Origin of the sequence: Rubripirellula obstinata, assembly GCF_001642955.1 — a bacterium.
Classification (GTDB): Bacteria; Planctomycetota; Planctomycetia; order Pirellulales; family Pirellulaceae; genus Rubripirellula; species Rubripirellula obstinata.
Map to the genome: position 1 here is coordinate 25,281 of NZ_LWSK01000019.1, position 22,254 is coordinate 47,534.

General features: G+C 52.8%; 15 protein-coding genes. 7 read left to right on the forward strand and 8 right to left on the reverse strand.

The window, feature by feature from the left end:
* Positions 1–105 precede the first annotated feature (105 nt).
* Both RC85_RS07820 and RC85_RS07825 read left to right on the forward strand, forming a co-directional pair.
* Positions 106–798, forward strand: coding sequence for a hypothetical protein (locus RC85_RS07820; RefSeq protein ID WP_068260793.1), 693 nt, complete (start codon positions 106–108; stop codon positions 796–798).
* A gap of 252 nt (positions 799–1,050) precedes the next feature.
* The gene (locus RC85_RS07825) at positions 1,051–4,962 is read left to right on the forward strand and encodes a hypothetical protein (RefSeq protein ID WP_068260796.1); all 3,912 of its coding nucleotides are present in this window, start codon (positions 1,051–1,053) and stop codon (positions 4,960–4,962) included.
* A gap of 102 nt (positions 4,963–5,064) precedes the next feature.
* Here the strand turns inward: RC85_RS07825 and RC85_RS07830 are convergent, their stop codons facing one another.
* A complete protein-coding gene (locus RC85_RS07830; protein WP_238383104.1) occupies positions 5,065–6,231 on the reverse strand; it encodes a glycoside hydrolase family 99 protein in 1,167 nt (388 codons plus the stop codon).
* A 259-nt stretch (positions 6,232–6,490) separates the two neighbouring features.
* Between RC85_RS07830 and RC85_RS07835 the strand changes: the two genes are divergently transcribed.
* From RC85_RS07835 to RC85_RS07845, 3 genes are read left to right on the forward strand one after another with little or no spacing between them, the layout of a single operon-like run.
* Positions 6,491–7,960 carry a sugar MFS transporter gene (locus RC85_RS07835; RefSeq protein ID WP_068260802.1) on the forward strand — a complete coding sequence of 490 codons (1,470 nt, stop codon included), beginning with the start codon at positions 6,491–6,493 and terminating at the stop codon, positions 7,958–7,960.
* Positions 7,960–9,066, forward strand: a complete 1,107-nt coding sequence (locus RC85_RS07840) for an ROK family protein (protein ID WP_068260803.1) — start codon at positions 7,960–7,962, stop codon at positions 9,064–9,066. The genes RC85_RS07835 and RC85_RS07840 overlap by 1 nt, the downstream gene beginning before the upstream one ends.
* 56 nt (positions 9,067–9,122) lie before the next feature.
* Positions 9,123–11,444 (forward strand): GH92 family glycosyl hydrolase, encoded by a 2,322-nt coding sequence (locus RC85_RS07845; protein ID WP_149752788.1) that lies wholly within the window; start codon positions 9,123–9,125, stop codon positions 11,442–11,444.
* 79 nt (positions 11,445–11,523) lie between these two features.
* Here RC85_RS07845 and RC85_RS07850 read toward each other — a convergent pair whose 3' ends face one another.
* The 7 genes from RC85_RS07850 to RC85_RS07880 form a co-directional block, all read right to left on the reverse strand.
* Positions 11,524–12,993, reverse strand: a complete 1,470-nt coding sequence (locus tag RC85_RS07850; RefSeq protein WP_235033304.1) for a sulfatase family protein — start codon at positions 12,991–12,993, stop codon at positions 11,524–11,526.
* A gap of 3 nt (positions 12,994–12,996) precedes the next feature.
* Complete coding sequence (locus tag RC85_RS07855) at positions 12,997–14,412, reverse strand: sulfatase (RefSeq protein ID WP_068260804.1); 1,416 nt, start codon at positions 14,410–14,412, stop codon at positions 12,997–12,999.
* Between the two features lie 55 nt (positions 14,413–14,467).
* Positions 14,468–15,934 carry a Gfo/Idh/MocA family protein gene (locus RC85_RS07860; RefSeq protein WP_068260807.1) on the reverse strand — a complete coding sequence of 489 codons (1,467 nt, stop codon included), beginning with the start codon at positions 15,932–15,934 and terminating at the stop codon, positions 14,468–14,470.
* 38 nt (positions 15,935–15,972) lie between these two features.
* Positions 15,973–16,644, reverse strand: coding sequence for a 3-keto-disaccharide hydrolase (locus RC85_RS07865; RefSeq protein WP_068260810.1), 672 nt, complete (start codon positions 16,642–16,644; stop codon positions 15,973–15,975).
* A gap of 100 nt (positions 16,645–16,744) precedes the next feature.
* Positions 16,745–17,995 (reverse strand): DUF1559 domain-containing protein, encoded by a 1,251-nt coding sequence (locus RC85_RS07870; protein WP_068260814.1) that lies wholly within the window; start codon positions 17,993–17,995, stop codon positions 16,745–16,747.
* A 70-nt stretch (positions 17,996–18,065) separates the two neighbouring features.
* A complete protein-coding gene (locus RC85_RS07875; RefSeq protein ID WP_068260816.1) occupies positions 18,066–18,248 on the reverse strand; it encodes a hypothetical protein in 183 nt (60 codons plus the stop codon).
* Between the two features lie 294 nt (positions 18,249–18,542).
* Complete coding sequence (locus RC85_RS07880) at positions 18,543–19,457, reverse strand: PEP-CTERM sorting domain-containing protein (protein WP_068260818.1); 915 nt, start codon at positions 19,455–19,457, stop codon at positions 18,543–18,545.
* A 58-nt stretch (positions 19,458–19,515) separates the two neighbouring features.
* On the opposite strand from RC85_RS07880, the gene RC85_RS28410 reads away from it, so the two are divergent.
* A complete protein-coding gene (locus RC85_RS28410; RefSeq protein ID WP_235033303.1) occupies positions 19,516–20,343 on the forward strand; it encodes a sigma-70 family RNA polymerase sigma factor in 828 nt (275 codons plus the stop codon).
* Positions 20,343–22,013 carry a LamG domain-containing protein gene (locus tag RC85_RS07890; RefSeq protein ID WP_068260823.1) on the forward strand — a complete coding sequence of 557 codons (1,671 nt, stop codon included), beginning with the start codon at positions 20,343–20,345 and terminating at the stop codon, positions 22,011–22,013. The genes RC85_RS28410 and RC85_RS07890 overlap by 1 nt, the downstream gene beginning before the upstream one ends.
* Positions 22,014–22,254: the final 241 nt, after the last annotated feature.

Here is a 22,254-nt window from a genome sequence, read left to right on the forward strand (position 1 = left end):
AGTGTCGCTTTGGCAATTGACTTTTCGCGTATAATCCAACGACCGAATCGGCATGTTGTCCGCATTCGTCCGACTACCCGTCTACTACTGACCCAAGAGACCAACATGACTCGACAAATCACTTCTTTGCTTGCATTGGCACTATTCGTATCGCCGACTTTTGCTGACACAGGCGTTGAGGAAGCTGTATCGACCGAAACGGGCAAGTCTTGCTCGGCAGAATCCTGTTCCATGAGCAGTTGTTCGGGCGGTGTCTGTCCCATCGAATCGGCCATGGCAAAGCTGCCGAAGATGACTTACCTGATCGGGACCGAATCGACTTGCTGCAGTGCATCCGCGGAAACCCTTGCGACCAAGCACGACGCACCGATTCAATTCGTCGTCGATGAAGAGACTTACGATTCCAAAGAAGACGCGATGGTTGCGCTTGCTGAATCGACCGAAACATTTGTCAGCACCTTTGCATCGACTCACAAGTGCGAAGCAAGCGGCACCATGACCGTCGCTGGCATGTCCACCAGTTGCAGTGTAACGGCCGGCAAGCGAGCCGCCGTGGCCAAGAAGGCAATGGACAGCGTTGACATGACTTACCTGGTCGGCACTGAATCTTGCTCGTGCCCCATGCAAGCCGCATCGATGGCAAAGACATCGGGCGAAAAGCAACAGTTCATGATCGCTGGCGAAACAACCTGCTGCAGCATCGACGCCCGCGTCCGCTTGGCTCACGCCAAGTACAAGGCCGCAGTCGAAGCATTGGCCAAAGCCGACGCAGGCACCGAAGCTGACGTCCAAATGTAGTTCAGCAAATTCTCGGCTTTGTCCGAGATAGATGACCTCAACAAACAACGCAGTTTGCAAAACCAGCAAGCTGCGTTTTTTTGTGCGCTAACAGCATCCCAGGACAGCACCGCTGGGTGTGTCAATGATACAAACCGGGGGTGGCTGGAAATGATGCCATAACCTTTTCTGTTGCGATGCTATTCGCCATCAACGCGGAGCTCGCATTTTGAAGGAGCATCGTTTTCCGTTCTCCATCAACTCGGCATCCGTATGAAAGACGCTCAGGCGAATCGTTTTGTTTGGCAGCCCAAATCTGGTTCCAAGAAAAAACGGTCTGGTAAGGGCAAACGCTCACGCTCCGAACTTCGCACTCGATTGAGCTGCGAGCGTTTGGAAGATCGACGGATGTTGGCATCGGTGACGTTGCTGACGCCGTCGTCTGGTATCGGTGATGGAACGTGGACGCAAGAGCAACGCAGCGGTCAGAGCGTCTTCGTGGGCCCAGTGTATCTGTATTACGACGTGGATCTTGCGTCCGATTTTCCTGACTTTCAGGTCGGCGATTCGTTGTTTGCTAAGGTGAACTATTTCGACGAAGGCTCCGGGATTTTGCGGTTGCAGTATGACAGCGTCATCGGAAATTTTGATCAGACCGAATTCAATTCTCGGTCCAGTCGCGTCGATTCCCAGCAGTTTGTTAGTTCGTTTCATATTCTAAACGATGTTGAATTTGCCGACGGCACGAATGGTCGTGACTTTCGAGTGGCTGCGGACGGTGCGCCGATTTCGAGTGTCGAGATTTCAGATCAGCCTTTCCCGGCGAGCGGTTTAGAATGGGTGAACAACATTCCTTGGGAATCTGCCTACGTCGGACCTAGTCGCGATGATGTCGACGCGACCACAATTTCAGGAAAAGTGCTGGCGGGTTATCAGGGTTGGTTCGACACTCCCAACGATGCGCAAGGCGGCGGATATCGTCACTGGGGTGAACCCGGCGATTGGAGCGTCGATGCTTGGCCCGACCCAAATGACTACGACGCGACTGAGTTGTTCGCTGTTCCCGGGGCGACGACGGCCAGCGGCGAACCGGCGTATCTAATTTCATCGAACAACCAAGATGTGGTTCGGCGTCACTTTCAGTGGATGCGGCAACACGACATCGACGGTGTGTTGCTGCAACGGTTTTCGGAATCCTTCATGTCGCCGAATCCTGATGGAAGCTATTCCGGCGAAAAGCAATGGGCGCTGGTGAACGCCCGCAGCTCGGCTCATCTCGAAGGTCGTACCTGGGCGGTCGAGTATGACATTCAGATGAGCGATGTCACCGCGGAGCAACGAGAAACCCGGATCCAACAAGTGAAGGACGACTGGGATTTTTTAACCAACTCGAACGGCTTTGATCTGCTGTCCGATACACGCTACCTGCGACAAGACGGCAAGCCGGTCGTGGCGATCTTTGGTTTGTACATTAGTGGCAACAACTCCTACACGACCGCGCAGCAAACCGATCTTACGGATTTCTTTCGGTCACGCGGAGTCTATTTGATTGGTGCGGGGCGTCACAGTGAATCCGCCAATCACGTTGCCGACGCGGGCCTCAATGACGCCTACATTCCCTGGATGGGCTACTTCAGCGGCGGATCGTCCTTCACACCTGCCGATGATGCGTTGGATGGGATTACCGAACACATACCGCACGTGTCGCCAGGTTTTTCGTGGACCCAACTGAAAGAAGATGCCGATTCGGCGTTTCGCGATCGCGAAGACGGAAGCCATTATTGGCAATTGATGCACGACGCGGTCCAAGAGACCGATTCGTCTTGGATCTTCGTTGGCATGTTCGATGAATACGACGAAGCAACTCACATTATGCCTGCCAGCGACGATCCACCGATCCCTGAAACTGATGATGAGGGCAACTCGTATCGCTTCGTCACCAACGGTCCTCGGCCCAACGATTGGTGGCTTGCCCTTACCGGCCAGGGCAAAAAGGCGTTGCAAGGCAAAATCTCAATCACAGACACCCAGCCGACCGAAGCGGAATTGGAAAACCGATCCAACACCGGCGGTGAAGTCCGATGGAGTGTCAACGAAAGCCAACGACTGTCAGCCGTCGAGTTTGCTGACGGCCAAATCGAGACCATCGAAGTCAATCACAATGGCACTACCTTTGACGCCAACTTTTCACTCGATCCCAATCTGTATTTTCAGGTCGACGACGCGTTTGTGTACCAAGAATCAGATGGTCGCGATCTAACGGTCGAAGTCGAGTATCTTGACTCGTCGGTTGGATCGTTCGCTCTTCAGTACGATTCGGTCGATGGAGCGTATGTGCAAACGGCATCCGCGTTGTTGACCGACAGTGGTCAGTGGCGGACGCATCGGTTCGAGCTGTCAGATGCCTACTTTGGCAATCGTCAAAATGCTGCGAGCGATTTTCGACTCGTCAAGAGTAGCGGAAACCTTCTCGTTCGTCGCTTGCGTCTATCAAAGGAAAGCGTGCTCTCGGTCCAAGCGGATCTTGGGGCCACCAACATTAGCGACGGTTTGCGGCATCAAGCTAGCGGTGGTGACGGTCAGAGCTTGTCGACGAATAGCGGCGAGCGCGATAGCAGGATACTGACCGGCGATCCATCATCGCTGTATCTGTACATGCAGCTCGATGACGACTTTGCTCATCAAGTCGCAGCCGGACTCAACGCGATCGTGGAAGTGGTTTACCAAGACGTTGGCAACGGAAACCTGAACATTCAATACGACTCGGTGGATGCAGCGTATCGGTCGGCTGAATCGGTGTCAATGGAGAACACGGGCCAGTGGCGAACGGCGCGGTTCTACCTTGACGATGCCTACTTTGGTAATCGCCAAAACGATGGTTCCGACTTCCGAATTACGGGCAGCAACATCCCGATCGATCAGGTCCGAGTGCTGCGAGATTTCGGTGATTTGCTGGCTCCCGAGTTACAGACAGCTTCCGCTTCGATCAATGTTGCTCCTGACACCACTTCGATTGGCTGGTCATTTAGTGACGACTGGAAAACGGGGTTGATGGACCAATGGACGACGCAAGAAGACAATCGCGTTCGGCTGGAGTGGTCCCGGAGCGGTAACGATGTTTGGAACTTGATTGACGATGTTTTTGAAAACAGTAGCTCTGGTTCGCAAAGCGGTTACGACGTTTCCACCGGCCGCAACACGTGGGCTGGCGAGTACCTATGGGATACGTCGGGGCTTGCGCCGGGGGCTTATCAGGTTCGCGTGACGCCAATAGACGGTCGCGGCAATCTCGGGGAGCCCAACGATTCAACGGAGCTCGATTTGCAGCCTCCGAAACTGTTGGGAATCACTCGCGAGTCACCGCTGCAGCAAAATACTCAATCCAACAGGCTTGTTTTTCGAGCGACCTTCGACGAGCCCATCGTGGAGTTGCAGGCTGCTGACTTCAAGCTTTTTGGCGGTTCGTCCGCAGTCGTTGCTGATGCCAGTGCCGTCGCTGGAACGGGTGAAACGGTCTATCTGCTGACAGTCTCCGGTGGAGGACTCTCAACCTATAAGGGGGTTGTCGGACTTGATCTTGCACCCTCGCATGACATTTCCGACATGGCATTGAATCAACTTGGGATCAGCGAGCCAGCAATCGACGAAGTCTTCGTCGTGGGCGATGCACCGCAAGTGCAAAGCTTAGCTACCGACGGCGGCAACAGCATCGTTCGGTCCATCACGATCGACTTTGACACCGAGGTGATGATTGCAAGTGATGCATTCGAGCTGACCAATTCGCTAGGCGTGCCGGTCTCGGTCATTCACTCTTCGACGACCGTGAACCACAAGACGCGGGCATCCTTGTTTTTTACCGGATCGTTGGTTGATGAAACTGGATCGTTAGTCGATGGGGATTACCAGTTGAAAATCATCGGAACCAAGGTTCAGGATCTTGGTGGAAAGAATTTGGATGGAAACGGTAGCAACGCACATGTCGACGACTTCTTCCGGCTATTTGGTGACAGCAGTGGCGATCGCAGCGTTGGCCTGACGGACTTTGCTGGATTGCGTCAATCGTTTGGTGCGAACGAGTCAGGCAACAATTTCAACTCGGCGTTTGATGCAGATGGAGATGGAACCATTGGCTTGGCCGACTTCGCCGCGTTTCGTGCGAACTTTGGCAAGCAATTGGACCCGTAGTGTGTAGGCCGTAGCGAGCTTCCAGCGAGTTAGGGCATTGGGCATGTTGCCGTAACTCGCTAAAGCTCGCTACGGCCTACTTTTTTCTACCTTTCTTCAAATTCAATCCAGGACCGGCAAACTTTCGGTCAAGGGAATTTCGCCACGCAACAACTTCCCTGCCGCACCGACGATTTTTAGATAGTGGTCAGTCGGTACGCCTTCGATCCCGATAAACTTGGCACCATCATTGACGGGTGGATCGTCGGTGCATTTAAAGATGGCTGTGCCTTCGTCCACTTCGTCAAACATCGCGACGTAGATCATGTCACAGCCGATCTTTTTGGCACTGCTGATCTGTGACCACAGAAACTCACCTTTCAAACGCGGGATCGCGGCGTCCTGATTTCCCTTTAGGTTGTACCAACTGAAACCTGGGAAAACGACGGGCAAGTAGTCTAGGTTTCGCTTCTTGCACCAAGCTAGATCTTTTGCTGAAACTTCGGTCGCATGCCGGCGTGCTTGTTTCGGAGTTCGGTAACGACCTACCGTCCATGGCGAAACAATGTCGGCCGAGGCAATCGTTTCGTGCAGTGCTTCGTCTTCCATCGTGTCGCGTGTTTGCGTTCGCCAGTAAGTTGGAATGCCAATCATCACAGTGCAACCTTGTGATTTGAACCATTTGATCAGGTTGTGACAGTACTCCAGCGAATACTTGCGACCGTCGTTAAATCCGATTCCCCAAATCGATACGACCGGTTTACCGTCGTGATGCAGGTAAGCTTCGTTGCCCGCGATTGCTTGCTGTTTTTGAAGGGCCAGCCAATCTCGCTGAACCAAATTTGCGTCATCAGATTTTATCCCCGACAAATCGTACATCACTGCGAACGTTCGACCGTGTTGGTTGGCGCCTTTGGCCGCGTTGGCGAGGACGCTGTTTTTGTGAGCGCGATGTTTGGGGTTTTTTAGTCCATTCGCAAATCGTTGAACGAAGGCACCATCAATTCCATATTGCTGCATCCATTGGAAGTGTCTTAGAACCGTTTTTTCATTCGCACTACTGAACACCTCCGCCGTCCGTCCGTCGGCGTGTTTGAACTTGGTTTCATAGAGTTCGTCGTCATCGTATTCAGTCAAATCGGGCCACATGTCGACCGTCACGTTGCCAGGTCCAGGTGGTTGGTTTCGCGACCAGTGGATCCAGCCCAAATCGGCACCATCGCCGGGGCAGTTGAACCAACCCTGGTAGCCGCACATGACTTTCCCAGTCAGCGTGGATCGATCAACCACGTCGTTGCGGTTGTTTGTGTCATCGGCGAGGGAAAATCCGCCCATGAGTAACAGGGGCAGGAACGAAAGGAGGGGCCTGTGCATGGGGAATCCTGGTTGGGAGGTAGTGGGCGACTCGTGACACCAGGCACATAGCACCACCCATTTTTTAGTTACTCGGCTTAGAAATTGGATTTCTTTCCTACCTATGGGAAACCGGACGGCGAAATCGTAACCGATTGCATTTACCGGCTATTTCCCTATCAGAGATAAGGCAAACATGGAAAACACAACCACTCAATCAGCGACACCGGATTACCGGCGTCCTTTCATCACGATCACGCTGCTGTTTTTCCTATGGGGATTCATCACGGTGATGAACGATGTGTTGATCCCTTACTTGAAGGAAAGTTTTGAACTGAGCTACTTCCAAGCCGGGTTGGTGCAGTTTGCCTTCTTCGGAGCGTTCTTTTTCGTATCGCTGGTGTATTACTTCGTGTCGCTTTCCAAAGGCGATCCGATCAACCGAATTGGATATAAGCTTAGCATCATTATCGCGTTGTTGATTTGCGGAGCTGGCTGCGCGATGTTCTTTCCTGCGGCTGAATTTCGGTCTTATCCGTTCTTTTTGGCGGCGCTGTTCCTGTTGGCGACCGGTGTGACGCTGTTGCAGATCGCTGCGAATCCTTACGCAGCAATTTTGGGTAAACCGGAAACGGCATCCAGTCGTCTGAACCTTGCGCAGGGTGTGAATTCACTCGGTACGACAATCGCGCCGATCGCTGGCGGCTTGCTGCTTTACAAAGTCTTTGCACCCGGCGGCGAAGTCACGATCGATTCAATAAAACTGCCGTACTTGATTTATGGCTCACTCTTCGTGCTGCTGGCAATCATTGTTTGGCGAAGTCATCTGCCAAGCTTTTCCAAGGATGACGAAGATACGAACGATCAAGGCGGCGACGGTTCGTTGGGAGCACTGAAGTTTCCGCATCTTCGATTCGGAATGATCGCAATCTTTATGTACGTCGGCGGCGAAGTTGCGATCGGCAGTTATCTGATTAGCTTCATGATGCACGATTCAATCATGGGATTGCCTGAAGCAACTGCCAGCATCTTTTTGGCGTACTACTGGGGCGGTGCGATGATCGGCAGGCTCTGCGGCGCGATCTCGTTAAGCGGGTTGGCCAGCCAGTCACAAAAGTACGGCTACATGGCGATCACTGCGATCGTGGTTCTGCTGGTCGTTTATACGGTCACTGCTATTCGCATCGAAGAAGGTGCGTTTGCGATGGACTTTTTGTCACCGGTGCAGGTGTTGCCGTTCTTGGGATTGATCGCGATCAATTTTGTGGCCTTCATCGCCGGTCGTGGAAATGCGGCTCGAGTGCTATGGGTGTTTTCGATCAGCATGGTGGTCTTGCTTTGCATCGCCTCGTTTACCGGTGGGTCGCTAGCGTTTTGGGCGGCACTAGGCACCGGGCTATTCAATTCAATCATGTGGTCCAACATCTTCACGTTGGCGATCAAGGATTTAAAACAGCACACATCACAGGGATCTTCGCTGCTGGTGATGATGATCGTCGGCGGAGCGATTGTTCCATTAATCATGGGGGCCGCAGCCGATCGTATCGGGATTCAGCTTGCTTTTGCCGTTCCCATCGTGAACTACGTCTACATCGCTTTCTACGGATTGATCGGCCATCGCGTGCAGGAAGCGACGCCTGCGGTCGGCACCTTGGAGACAGCCTGATGCGAGATAAGCGGATCGTTTTAACGTTGGACGCTGGCGGCACCAACTTTGTTTTTTCAGCCGTCGATTCAAGCGGAGAGGTAATCTCGCCGGTGCGTTTGCCTGCTGAAACAAAGGATTTGAACAAGAGTCTGCAAACGATCACGAGCGGTTTTGAGCAAGCGATTGAGAAGTCGCCACGTCCCCCGGTTGCAATCAGCTTTGCGTTTCCTGGACCTGCTGATTATCCCAGCGGCATTATCGACAATGTGGGCAACCTGCCTGCCTTTGCCGGTGGAGTCGCTTTGGGGCCCTATCTTCAATGGCAGTTCGGATTGCCAACGTTCATTAACAACGACGGCGATCTGTTTGCCTACGGCGAAGCGATTGCTGGGTTGTTGCCAGATGTGAACAAGCAGCTTGAACTCGCTGGAAGCAAGAAGCGATATCGCACGTTGTTCGCAATCACCCTGGGCACAGGACTGGGCGGAGGTCTGGTCCACAACGGCGAACTTTTTATCGGCGACAATTCCAACGCCAGTGAAGTCTGGTTGCTTCGCAATCGGTTGCGGCCGGAGTGCTTCGCCGAAGAGGGTGCCTGCATTCGTGCGGTCCGAGGTAGCTATGCCAAGCATGCCAACATTTCTTTCGATGATTCGCCAACACCGCAGCAGATCGCGGCAATGGCAAAGGATACGGGCGAAGCAACGAATCAACACGCCGCGATTCAGGCCTACCTTGAACTGGGTCAAGTTGTTGGCGGCGCGCTTGCCAATGCGATCACGTTGCTGGACGGATTGGTTGTGATCGGTGGCGGTATCTCTGGTGCGTACGAACTCTTCATGCAGCCATTGCTCGACGAAATGCAAGGCAAAATCGAAACGTATGACGGCAAGCCAATTTCGCGAATCATGCAACGCGTTTTTAACTTGCAATGTAATCAGCAAAGAGCCGTTTTCATGGAAGGTGCGACAAGGACGCTGACAATTCCAGGTAGCAAAAAAGAGATCACGTACGACCCCATGAAACGCATCGGTATCGGGATTACTCGACTGGGCACCAGTCGGGCGATTTCCATCGGAGCTCACGCATTCGCAATACACCAAATCGACAAGGCCGTGGCATAGGCTTCCAGCCCGTGTTTGACCCTATGTCATATTAAACGAAACCAAGGACTAAACCATTGAAGATTCTATATTCAATCTCACTACTGCTTTTCACTCTTTCAAGTCTCTGGGTGTCGCCATGCGAAGCAGTAGAATCTGTCGCCGTTAATTCACAAACCACTCGTGATTCGCAAACCACTCGCGTTTCTCAAGTCAATCCATTCATCGGGACCGGCGGCCACGGTCATACGTTCCCCGGTGCGACGACTCCCTACGGAATGGTCCAGCTAAGCCCTGATACGCGAACCGAAGGTTGGGATGCTTGTGGAGGATACCATTACAGCGATTCGTCGATCCTAGGTTTCTCGCATACACATTTGAGCGGTACTGGCATTGGCGATTTGGGTGATGTCCTATTCATGCCATTCGTCGGTGATGCACAAACGACGGCTGGTTCAGTCGAAGATCCCGATAGCGGATACCGATCGCGGTTTAGCCACGACGACGAAGATGCCGAACCTGGATACTACCGCGTTCACCTGAATGATGATGATATCGAAGCTGAATTAACTGCGACTCCGCGTGCAGGTTTCCATCGCTACACGTTTCCTGAAAACGCAGCCCCAAGTCTGGTGATCGACCTTGCGCACACGATTCATGGTCATCGCAATCCAGTGACGGAATTGCGTGTCATCAATGATCGCGAAATCGAAGGCTACAAGCGAACCCGCGGCTGGGCATCGAATCACCATGTCTATTTCCACGCCAAGTTTGACCGTCCGTTCAAGTGCGAGCTGTTTGAAAACGGAAAGGCAATGCCGGGACACTGGTCAGTGGCAAGCGGGAATACTCAAGCCGTTTTGCGATTCGATTCAAGCGATCAAACCACGGTGATGGCGAAAGTCGGTATCTCTGCAGTCGACTATGCAGGTGCTCGCAAGAACGTGGAAACTGAAATTGCAGGCTGGGACTTTAATGGTGTTCAGCGTTCGGCGAGTGAAAGCTGGGAACAACAACTTAGCAAGATCTCAGTCGGTGGCGGCACTCTCGATGATCAGACGATTTTCTACACAGCCCTTTATCACACGTCCATCAGCCCCAACGTCTTTACCGATTGCGACGGGCGATATCGAGGGATGGATCAACGGATTCATCAATCAACCGACGGTCCGATGTACACCGTGTTTTCGTTGTGGGACACGTTCCGTGCGTTTCATCCCTTGATCACGATCATTGATCCAGAGCGGGACGAGGAATTTATTCGCACCCTGCTGACTCAATACGATCAAGGCGGGATGCTGCCCAAGTGGGAACTGGCAGGCAACTACACCGGAACCATGATCGGATATCACGCCATCCCCGTCATCGTCGATGCTTACCAAAAGGGAATCAACAGGTTCGATGTCGAGAAAGCGTACGAGGCGATCATCAAATCGGCTCACGCTTGTCCGGATGACTTCCTGTTTCCATCGGAAGTGGTTCGGGAAAAACTAAATCCGAAAGCCAAGCATTACAACGACACTCTAGGGTTTGTCCCCTGTGATTTGGAGAACGAATCGGTTTCGAAAGCACTCGAATACGCCTACAACGATTGGTGCATCGCAGAACTGGCTGAAGCATTGGGGAAAACCGATGACGCAACAAAGTACCGTCAGCAAGCGAAGCGTTATCAGCAGTACTACGATTCCAAGACCGGATTCATGCGAGGGCTTAACCAAGACAAGTCATGGAAGTCACCCTTTAACCCGAAGTTTTCTCAGCATCGCAAAGATGAATATACCGAAGGAAATGCCTGGCAATGGACTTGGTTTGTGCCTCACGATGTACCGGGTTTGGTCGACTTAATGGGCGGCAAGACTGCTTTTCAAACAAAGCTAGACGCGCTGTTCAATGAGGATTCGTCTGTCGATGGGGAAGAGAGCTCCGTCGATATTTCAGGTCTGATCGGTCAGTACGCTCACGGCAATGAACCGAGTCACCACATCACTCATATGTACAACCATGTCGGTCAACCTTGGAAAACACAAAAGCTGGTCGACGAGATCCTGACCACGCTGTACTTCAATGATCCCAATGGATTGTCAGGCAATGAGGACTGCGGCCAAATGTCAGCATGGTACATTCTGAACGCCATGGGCTTCTATTCGTTCTGCCCCGGTGACCCAACGTATTCGATCGGACGACCCATGTTTGACAAGGTTAAAATTGACTTGGCTGACGGAAAGAAGTTCACCGTCCTGGCCGTCAACAACAACGCAGACAACAAGTACATTCAGTCGGCTAAGTTGAATGGCAGTACCTTGAAGTCACCCTTCTTCACCCACCAGCAGTTGATGCAAGGCGGAACGCTAGAACTGGAGATGGGGCCGGAGCCAAACCAAAACGCATTCGATGACTGACTTGGAATGCGAGTCCAATATCCGCCATTGGATCAAGCTCGACTGAATCCTGGTGGAATCAGTGACGGCCAGACGCCAACTACGGTTGTGCCGTTCGGTGGCGTCCATCATTGATGACGTCTTTGAGTTCATGTAGCAAGTCGCCAACAATTTCAGGTTCTGTCGCAAATTGATTGTTGGTTTCGCCTAGATCGATTTCGAGGTCATAGAGTTGCCCGGTCACGCCGTCTGACTTTGCCGAAACCCGAGTGGGTTTGGAAAACCCGCCTGATCCGAGACCGGTGATTAGTTTCCACTTGCCGCGGCGGATGAACTTGACTTGATCATCGCTGCCGGCTTGCATGACGAGTGATTTGCGTGACGGGTAGTCGGAAGATGCCTGCGGTGTCATTGCCTTGATAAAACTAAAACTGTCGGGGCCGTCTTCTTTGGCAAGGCCAGCGTCCCAAAGGTCTGCGAATGTCGCCAAGAAATCAGTGAAACAAACGAGCTGGTTGGATGTTGTGCCAGAGACGACTTGGCCCGGGTATCGCACGATCATCGGCATTCGATGTCCTGCTTCCCATGCATCGGATTTCATGCCACGAAGTCCGCCGGCTGAATCGTGTCCCAATCGATCCACGTCAGCATCAAACCAAACGGGGCCGTTGTCGGAAGTGAAGATTACCAGGGTGTCATCTGTCATCTTTGCCTCGTCAAGCTTTGCGAGCACGCGTCCAATTTCTGCGTCCACCATCATCATGAAATCGCCGTACATTCCGGCTTCGCTTTTGCCCACAAACTCTGGTGAAGGAAGCCAAGGCGTGTGCGGCGCGGGATAGGCCAAGTAAAGAAATAGCGGAACCGACTGCGCGTCACGCCGGTGACGTTCGATGACATCAACGGCTTCATCGGTAAACCGAGGCAATACACTTTTCAGTGTTAGGTCGTCGGCAATTCCGCCGGCCCGCCAAAACTGCCCTTGAATCGGTGACCATCCATTGCTCTGGCTCGCAGTGATCGTTTGTGTCGGCTGCGACACGGCTTGGTCATTGCGGATGTAAAAGTACGGTGGAATGTCAGTGGAGGCTCGGATGCCGAAAAATTGGTCAAAGCCGCAATCCACGGGACCACCGGGTAGCGGACGATCGTAGCCATCTTCCTGAAACCCGAGGTGCCACTTTCCAACCATCGCGGTTTCGTAGCCGACCGATTTAGCCAGCGTCGCAATCGTCGTTTGCTCTGCTGCGATCAACGGTTCGGTAGGCCAACGAGTCACGTCGGTACGAAAGGGATACTTTCCCGTCATCAGTCCATAGCGTGACATGTGGCAAAGTGGACCGGGGGCATGGGCGTCGGTGAAACGCATACCATCGCGGGCCAGTGAATCAATGTTCGGCGTCGCGATTTTTGACTTCGGATTGAAGCAGCCTGGATCGCCATAGCCCATGTCATCGACCAAGATTAGAACGATGTTGGGTGACTTGGCTTGCTCAGGATTCTGGGCTTTTGCAACGTCGCAAAGACAGGCGAGGAAAAGAGTCGTAAGAAGCGGAATCAGGTGTCGCACAGATTAGTCCTTCAAGGCGGGAAAGCCATGTTCGAGCAATTCGTTGAGCCGATTACGGGTTCCCAAGTGTTCGGGCCGATCCGCTAGGTTGTTGTATTCGAGGTGGTCTTGGGTGTGATCGTAGAGTTCGTAACCGCCTTGCCCTTCCCTGCCCCAACGGGTCAACCGCCAATCACCACTGCGGACACTGTAACCCATCCCGACGCCACCGCGGACAACTTGGGTATACGCCGGTTTTTCAATCGTCACTGAAGGAGTTTCGATCACCGCGCGTAAGCTATCGCCAGCATGTTCGTGCGGTGGCGTCAGGCCGAAGTAGTCACACAGCGTTGGATAGACATCCAATAGTTCGACCACTGAATTAGTTTTCTGACCCATTCCCTCACAGCCTGGCACCCACAAGATCATCGGGACGCGAGCGCCGAGTTCAAACACCGTCACCTTGTTCCACCATCGATGTTCGCCAAGATGATACCCATGGTCGCCTACCATCACGACAATCGTGTCGTCCCAGAGCTTCAGCCGATCCATCGCGTCAAACAACTTGCCAACTTGGGCATCTGAAAAAGTCGTGCAGGCTTGGTAGGCTCGCTTAAACTCGCGTTGATCTTGTTCTGTCAATGAATTGAAAAAGTCCTTGTTCGATAACGCATGACGCAGCAGTGGCACTCGATCCTTCGGTTCCTTGGCGAGCTGGATTTCGTCGATCGGATAGTGATCGAAGTATTCCTTGGGCGCGATGAACGGATCATGCGGTTTATGGAAACCAACGCCGATAAAGAACGGTTGGTTTGAGTGTTCTTTCAGCACTCGAACCGCTTCGGCGGCGATCATTCCATCGGGCTGTGCTTCGTCACCGCCCTCTGCTGCCAACCATTTGCACCAGGGAATGCTGCCATCGCCAAGGATGCGGCCTTGGCCCTGTTTTCCGATTTCAGGATTCTTTCTGAGCGCGTCGTAGAAGTAATCGAACGAAACCGAATCACGAAAAAGTGCTGGCGATCCGTTGTCATCCAGGCCCGCATGGAACAGCTTTCCCAGCCCTGCGGTGTAAAAGCCGTTCTCGCGAAACAGTTGCGGCAGTGTGGTCAGATCAGGCCACTTCTTCCGAAGAGCGACCGTGTTGGAAACAATGCCCAATTGATCGGGACGTTTGCCCGTCATCATCGACGAACGGCTCGGGTTGCATACCGGGTACTGGCAGTAAGCACGTTCGAACTTCACGCCTTTTTTCGCCAACCGATCCCAGTTTGGCGTGACCATCGAATCCTGCCCGTACGCGTTAACTTCAGGTCGCAAGTCGTCAATGACGATAAACAACACATTCTTTGGTTTCACTTGGTCGGCGTTCGCAAAGCCTTCAAAATGGCAGGCGAATGCAGCACAGCAAACCAAGGCGATGAAGTTGAGGCGAAACATAGAGAGCCTTCTGGTGGGGTTTGCAGGAGCAGTCGCGCGGCGGCCGACACAACTTTTAATCATCGGCGGGATCGTTTCCATCGATCCAAGGCCCCGCGTATTTCATGTATGACGGGTCGACCAGGGTGCTGCCGTAATCGCCTGCTGTCCAACCAGGGATATGCTTGGGTTGCCCCCGTGATTCAGAAAGTGCTTCCCACTTCTTGGCCCAACCAGGATCCTCCGTTGAAATCTGTCGTTTTTCACCATCGAGGAAAAAGACTTTGCCTTTCCGGTAACTCTGAGCCCCCAAGTTGACCACGGCCATCGCAGCGGCGCCCAGGTCGGGTGGATTGTTGCACATCATCGGTTCGTTGGCTTCGCAAGCGTCAAGCCAGTTGGCAAAGTGCGCCAGCGTTGTGTCTTCCACCTTTTTAGTTTTGATTCGCTCGGCTTTCTGACGAACATGCGTCACGGGACCACGTTCAGGCATGAAATCAAAACCGTCAAACTCTTCGCCGTTACCAAACGTGAAGGTGCCAAAATGTCCTCGGATCAATTGATTGATGCGAGACTTTTCGTTGCACATGGTCGCCGTTACCAAGCCCTGAACTCCTTCGTCGAAATCGGCAACAACCGTTGCGACATCTGGTACATCTCGCCCGTCGTATTCTAGGAAAATTCCTCCCGCGCCCACAACACGGCCGGGCAGTCGCAGCCCGGTGGCTTTCAGCATCGATGTGGTCCGGTGGACGAACAGGTCGGTGAACATCCCGCTTCCATAGGGCCAGAATCGTCGCCACTGAGCGTAGATTTCTCGATCAAACGGCACGTCCGGAGTCAAGCCTTCGTTGCTTCCCAGCCATCGTGCCCAGTCGATCGTTGATGGCTTCATGTCTTGGGACAGTTGATAGTATCGCCATTGGCCCATGTCGCTATTGCGAAAGAACTCGGTTTGGTAGCCCATGACTTTGCCAAGCTTTCCTGCTTGCAGCAACGCACGCACTTCATCCCAAACGGGCAAGCTTGTCGATTGCACGCCGACCTGCATGACCTTGCCACTTTTGTTCCAGCTTCTCTCGACACTGAACGCTTCTTCAACCGTTTTGGTCATCGGTTTTTCACAGTAGACATTCAGTCCCGCGGCAAGCGAGTCGATCGTTTGCTTGTGGTGCCAATGGTCGGGAGTGCCAATGCAAACCGCGTCAAGGTTCTCTTTTTCGATCATCTCGTTGTAGTCAACGTAACGACCTGGGGCGGTACCGGTCTTGTCTTTGATGTGATCGGCAACTTTGTCTCGCTGAGTCTTGTAGACTTCCGCGACACCGACCAATTCAACCTTTCGTCCGGATGCGTGAAGTTTGCACAGAGATTTCACATGCGCACCAAACCCGCGACCACCGGGGCCAATGAATCCAATTCGCATGTGCTCGTTTGATCCACCAAACGCCTGGGCATGTTTGGCGGGCAAGCCAAAAGCAGCGGTCGTCGCAGCAACTTTGGTTGTATGGCTCAGGAATGTTCGACGATCAGAAGATTGCATTTTAAATCACGGGTTGTAGTTAAGGAGAAACCTTCGATTCAATCATCCAGCGGCATGACTTCAACGCTGCGAATCTGCACGGTGCTGCCGGGGTCATGTTGTTGAAACGCAAAGTGCCCCGCAGAGTGCGTTTTGGCGAAATCCATGTACTCGTACAATTCGTTACCGTCGACGGTGATCTTGATCCGCGTCATCTCACGGCCACGCCAAACGTCGTCGCGGACTTCAATTTCGTAGGTAAACCAAGTGTCGGGTTTGACATGTTGTTGGTAAACGTGACAAAACCCATATAACGATCCAGTACGAATTGGATCGGTATGAGTGCTGTCGACTTGGGCTTCATAGCCATCCGAAAAGCTGGGTTTGCGAGTCGTTCGGAAGTAGACACCAGAATTCCCACCGTCGTTAATTTTGACGACGGCGCGGTATTTGAAATTCTTGTAAGTTTGGCCGGTGGACACCAACATGGATTGCGATCCTGAGCCAACAATCACACCCTGATTGATGTTCCAATGACTGTCGTCCTTGCCGACTTTTTCCCAGCCATCAAGCGATTGTCCATCGAATAGGCGCACCCAGTCTTCGCTGTGATTGTCTTCGCTGTGATGTTCGTCGCTGTGATGTTCGTTGGCCGACACTATCACGCACCAGAACAGTGCAACCAAGGTGGAGAAAGCTAGGAACCATGATCGTTGTTTTTTGATGAACATGACGGTGTGTTTGATACTTGGGTGAGGTACAAAAAAAGACCTGGCCACGCGCCATTGAATGGCCGAGCGGTCAGGTCACAGGGTCACCATTGAAAAGAGCTTAAAACTCTCCTTCGATGATCTCTTTGTTAGCCCGTGTCCCAAGTGATCCCCAAAGCCCATAAGGACTGGCGGTTCCACCGGGCAAGAATAACGAAGCATTCCCGAACCGCACTTGCTGGCTATTTTGATTGCCGGCTTCGATTGAGTCGGTAACAAACTTCACTGCTCCATCGGCCATCAGAATGTGGACGCCACCTTGGTGACGGCTGCTTGGCGGATAGATGCCCTCGGCCTGCCCGAATTCGGAACCGCCCCCATTCTGACAAGTCTCACTGTTGGGCGGACGAATGGTGAAGACACCGGAATGGATGGCACGACTGTCGGCCCACTTGAATCCGCGCCGATGCTCGGCTGTGGTAACAAGCGTGGCAGCATTAGGGGCAGGGGCAACGGCCCAAAACTGCGGCCGAAGTGCATCGACACTGTTACTACATGCAAGTGCACCATTGGCAACCATGATGTCCGAACCACCGGATGCCGGTTCAGTTCGGGTGTCACGGTCTCCCAGGTCCGTTGTAATTTCGCCCATGCAGATGGTGTTGGAAAGACCGTCCAAGATGTCACGGAATTTCGCGGTGCGACGAGAAACGAAGACACCGCGGCAAGACGCACGTGCCCACTGCGAGTAAACCGACGAAGGAGATGACGGTGGTTCGATAAAGGTTCCATCTTCTCGGGTGCCCGCATCAAAGCTGCGGTGGATTGCATCGCCCAAGCAGGCTGCGTAGTTTGTTCGCCCCTGTGCCGGTAACCCTGTGCCAGGATCGCTGGGGCAACGGAACGATACAATTTCGGTCAGCCAAGGGTCATACCGGCCGAAAGCAGGTGTGTTGTGGTGTGCGATATTTTTCAGCGTGCGTGGTCCCATTGCGGGGAAAACACCAGCACCGATTGGGTTCTGAAAAGGATTGCTAATCTGTTCCCAAAGTGCTTGTTGCTCGATGAACGGTGTCAGTCCAACCAACATGCTCAGTTCCAACCAGTTGTTACCGGTGCCCACGTCATTGGGTGGACCAGCGCCGGTTGCCTGGGTGCCGGTGCCGTGCTTGGGCAGTCTCTGATAAGCAGAGTGATAGTTGTGAATCCCCAAACCAATCTGTTTGAAATTGTTACTGCAACTCATTCGCCTTGCCGCTTCACGGGCGGCTTGGACCGCAGGCAGTAAGAGTCCGACAAGGACTCCGATAATCGCGATCACCACAAGAAGTTCCACCAAGGTGAAACCTCTCGACCTAGAATGTCTTGACATCTTCACTCTCCTTAGAATTACAAATAAGTACTACCTACAGCCATCAAAAACAGGCCGCAAAGATTTACTATCAGTCGGTCGTAACAGCATCTTTTTCGTAGCTTGGATTAGGGTCAGCCATTTCGGGATGCTCTTCGAGATACCGAGTCATCTCGTCTTGCGTTGCAGTCGTCCCGTTTGATCCATCGCCGCAACCTACGGCGAAGAAAAGCAGGGCCGAGGGCAAACACGCGATCAGGTGGAATAGCTTCATACTTTAGTCCCTGTGAAAATACTGAACCAATCATCGAAGTAGTCAGGCTAGCTAACAATTCGGCGAAAAACCAAAAAGCTACTTAAATTCCTGTCTGAAGGCTAACAGCGGACGGTGAGATGAAGTTACTCTGATTTCCGCGAATTACTGACACTTCTTGGTGAACGCCAGCTACATGCGGCCTACGTTTGTGAATCGCCACGTTCATACGAAAAAAGCCGCAGCGATATCCAATGGACTCGCTGCGGCAATTGTGTATTCGTCAATGCTTCCAGTTAGTCGTTACCGCTGGGGCTATGACTTGCGACGTCGAGCGCAGATTCCGCTGACGCCCAGGCCAAGCAGCAATGCCGCGCTGCCCGGTTCAGGAATGGCAGTGACGGAAACGGTCGTGAATCCTGGATTTGTCGTGTTGAAGTCAATCAGCAGATTTGACACGCCGGCAACGCCATTGCCTGAGAGTTGGTTGGCTTCGGCGTAGCCGGTCAGAGTTCCCACCAGATCGCCAGGCACGGTCAACTGCCCAGTGCCGAGAAGATTGATGCTGGACCCAGCTTGGATCGAGGTACCTGGCGCGATGTTGTTCAACGCCAAGAGTCCACCATCAAGAATGTTGACCACTGCCGTTCCGCCTGATGGAGTGGACGCGTTGGTTGTACCGAGACCAAGAATTCCGCCGGTCTGATTAAGGACACCGCCAATGCTAATGGTCGCTGATCCCAGCGAACCCAACCAAAGGTGATTTCCAACATTGGCCGTGCCGCCACTATTGATTTCGATGACACCCGTTGCGGCGGCATCATTTGCAGCCCAGAGGATATTTTCGACGTTTAGGGTTCCGCCGTTGTTGACTCGAAGCGTTCCCGTGACGGCACCGTTGTTGCCGGCAAAGACATTGCCATTTTGCGAACCAGAGCTATCCGTCGTGACGACGCCACCACTGTTGATCTCAAGCGTGCCACTTTCATCAACGCCAATTTGAATTCTGCCAACATTTGGAACGGTACTTGTTGCCGTCACGGTGGCACCGCCCCAATTCATTCGTGCGGTGTCGTTCACCCCGGGTATAACGCCACCTTGCCAGCCGGATGCAGTTGCCCAGTCGCCGTTGCTAATGTAGCGAATGTCCGCCGCGTCGGACCGTTGCACCATCGTTGCACTAAGCAGGCTGCCAAGCACTGCACAAACCATCATCATTTTTAACTTCATAACTATCTAGCCTTTTGCGATTGCAGTCCGCCTCGTACTCAACAGCGAACCAGGTAAAATGAATACGACGAAGCTCGTTACCAGAGCTTTCCACGTGTTTGCCAAAAGCCAAGCAATGCGTATGGTTACGCTTAATGCGGGTTTTTTTCGCAATTATCTAGCAGACTGCGCCGGAAAGCGGCTTACGAGGGAATCGGCAGGTTTGCGTTTGTCGCTAAGCTGCCATTCAGATTTCCGCGATCTAGATATTCCACGGTTCGCAAGTAACCAAATCACTGTGGTGGCTATCTTTAATCAGACGGATAGAAAGCGGGGCTGGTGGAAGTCACGATTCAAAAACGGTCTGAGACTCATGGCGATTGGCAAGGTTGAGATGAGAACCCCTGAATTCATCCAGCTTTTGACGAGCAATCAGTCTCGGCTGTACGGGTACATCCTCTCGTTGACATTCGACCCAGATCAAGCGAATGACGTTCTGCAGCAGACCAATCAAATTCTGTGGCAGAAGGAAGAGGACTTTGAAATTGGGACCAACTTCATCGCTTGGTCCTTTCGAATCGCCTACTTTCAAGTTCTCGCCCATCGAAAACGAATACAACGTGATCGATTGGTATTCGATGAAGACGTCCTTCGCGATATCGCTGATGTGCCCAGCAGCAGTGACGAGACGTTTGAAATTCGCCAGCGACTCCTTCGTCATTGCCTAGAAAAACTAACTGAACATCAACGTCAATTTGTTCGCCTGCGTTATTCGAAAGGCTTAAAATTGGACGCTATTGCAACGGAAACCGACAGAAACGTGAACGCTGTTAAACAAATACTTTTTCGCGCACGTGCAGCTTTAATGGCCTGCGTCAGCGATTGTCTTCCAGAGGAGGCAAAGTGATGGACGAATCAAAACGTGCTGAATTGCAAGAGCTGATGCAACTTCAACTCGATCAAGGGTTGGAAACGCAGCAACGCGTCAAGCTGTCTGATCTTCTGCGCGACGACCAACAGGCACAAGAATTTTATGTCGAATTTTGCCAACTGCACGCGATGTTGGCGTGGGAACATGGTGTGCTTCCCGAGGTGGCGTTCGATTCGGACCCGACCACTGCTGGATCTAAAACGACTCAGCGAATGGTTTCTTCGCACAACGTAACACGCCGTTGGAAAGGCTTGGCCATCGCCGCGACCACCATTCTTGTCGCATCGACGCTGTACAGTCTCGCTAATCAATCCAAGCTTGGTACGTCGGTAAGTCAGGACGCTTCGCCGCCAATCCAAGCGATCGCAACGCCGTGGGAATCAAGATCGGTGGTTGCCTCTTTGGTCAACAAGGTCGGAGCAAGGTTGACTGTGCCTGGGTTGAAGCTTGATTTGTCGGTGGATGACGAAATACGAAACGGTCGATACGAATTGAGCAATGGACTGGTTGAAATCCGATTCATGAATCGTGTCGAGATGATTGTTGAGTCGCCCGCTTTGTTTGAGATTGAATCCAAGGATCGGGTCGTGCTGCATCGTGGTAAGATTTCTGCAAAAGTCTCGCCCGAAGGCAAAGGCTTTGTTGTTGATACGCCATCGTCCTACGTGACTGACTACGGCACTGAATTTTCTGTTTCTGTATTGTCAGATGATTCAAGCGAAGTGCATGTTCACAGTGGCGAGGTCGATGTGAAACCAAAGCGTGCACCGGAGAATACCGATGCGGTCCGGCTTGTCACCGATCAGGCGACGTTGGTGGAAGGAAACGGAGTCGTTCCGCAGGGAATCGATATTGCGAAGGATCGCTTTATGCGAAGCTTGTCGGAATCTGATTCCGAGAGCGGTCGCTACGAAGAACTTTTTGCTGAACTTGCCCCAAGAGTGTTGTTTCAAATGGCACCCAATCGCGATGGACTGACTTTGGTCGGAAACGGATCCGCGAAGCTGAGGGGACACTTGCATTACGAACAAATGGATACACCGATTTACGCACCTGGACGAGTCGGCAGCGCCATTCGTTTGGATGGGCCGGCACGAGAAGCTTACGCAACCGTGGACGGCTACCCCAAATCTGAAACTGGTCAACTTTCAGTCAGCGCTTGGGTCCGCGCCGATAGTAGGCCGCGCTGGGCCGCGATCGCGAAGCACTGGGCGGTCGAACTGGTGCTGGATGATCAACAGCAAGAAACTTCTGAAAATGAAGGGCTGGGCGGGCAATTTCACTTTGGACTGCACGAAGACGACGGCGATTTGGAAATTCAGGTTCGTGACGAACGAGGCAAAATCGCGAAGATTCGTGAGGGCACCCCGCTGACGCTTCGAGGCTGGCAACACGTCGCTTTCGTTGCTGATGGTCGGACGTTGACTCTTTATCGCAACGGCGAAGCTGTCGGTTCAACGCCCTGTGTCGGCGTTGCCGTGGACGGACCCGATCGAATGGGGATCGGCGTGAAGCTTAACCCCAAGGGAGATCGACCAGACGCCCGCAATCCCGGCTATTGGCACGGCCGAATTGACGAACTCGCAATCTTCCACCAAGCACTCTCCACCGACGATATCAAGCGACTCGCCAAACCAGCAAAGTAACGCTGCTACCAATTGGGGCTATTACCGAACGATTGGCGGAATCTCGCGAAATCAGATCGTTCGGTGCTCAATTACGGCACACTTTGCTACGGCCTACTTTTAAGGATCGCTAAAACATCCTTATGCAAATGCAGGTGATCGCGGAGAAGTGTTGTGTCAATGATTACCAACTGGACTGCAACGGTACGGACTGCAAGCTGTCAGGTACGCTCTTTCGGCAGGGGCCGGCAAGGCCCGGTCG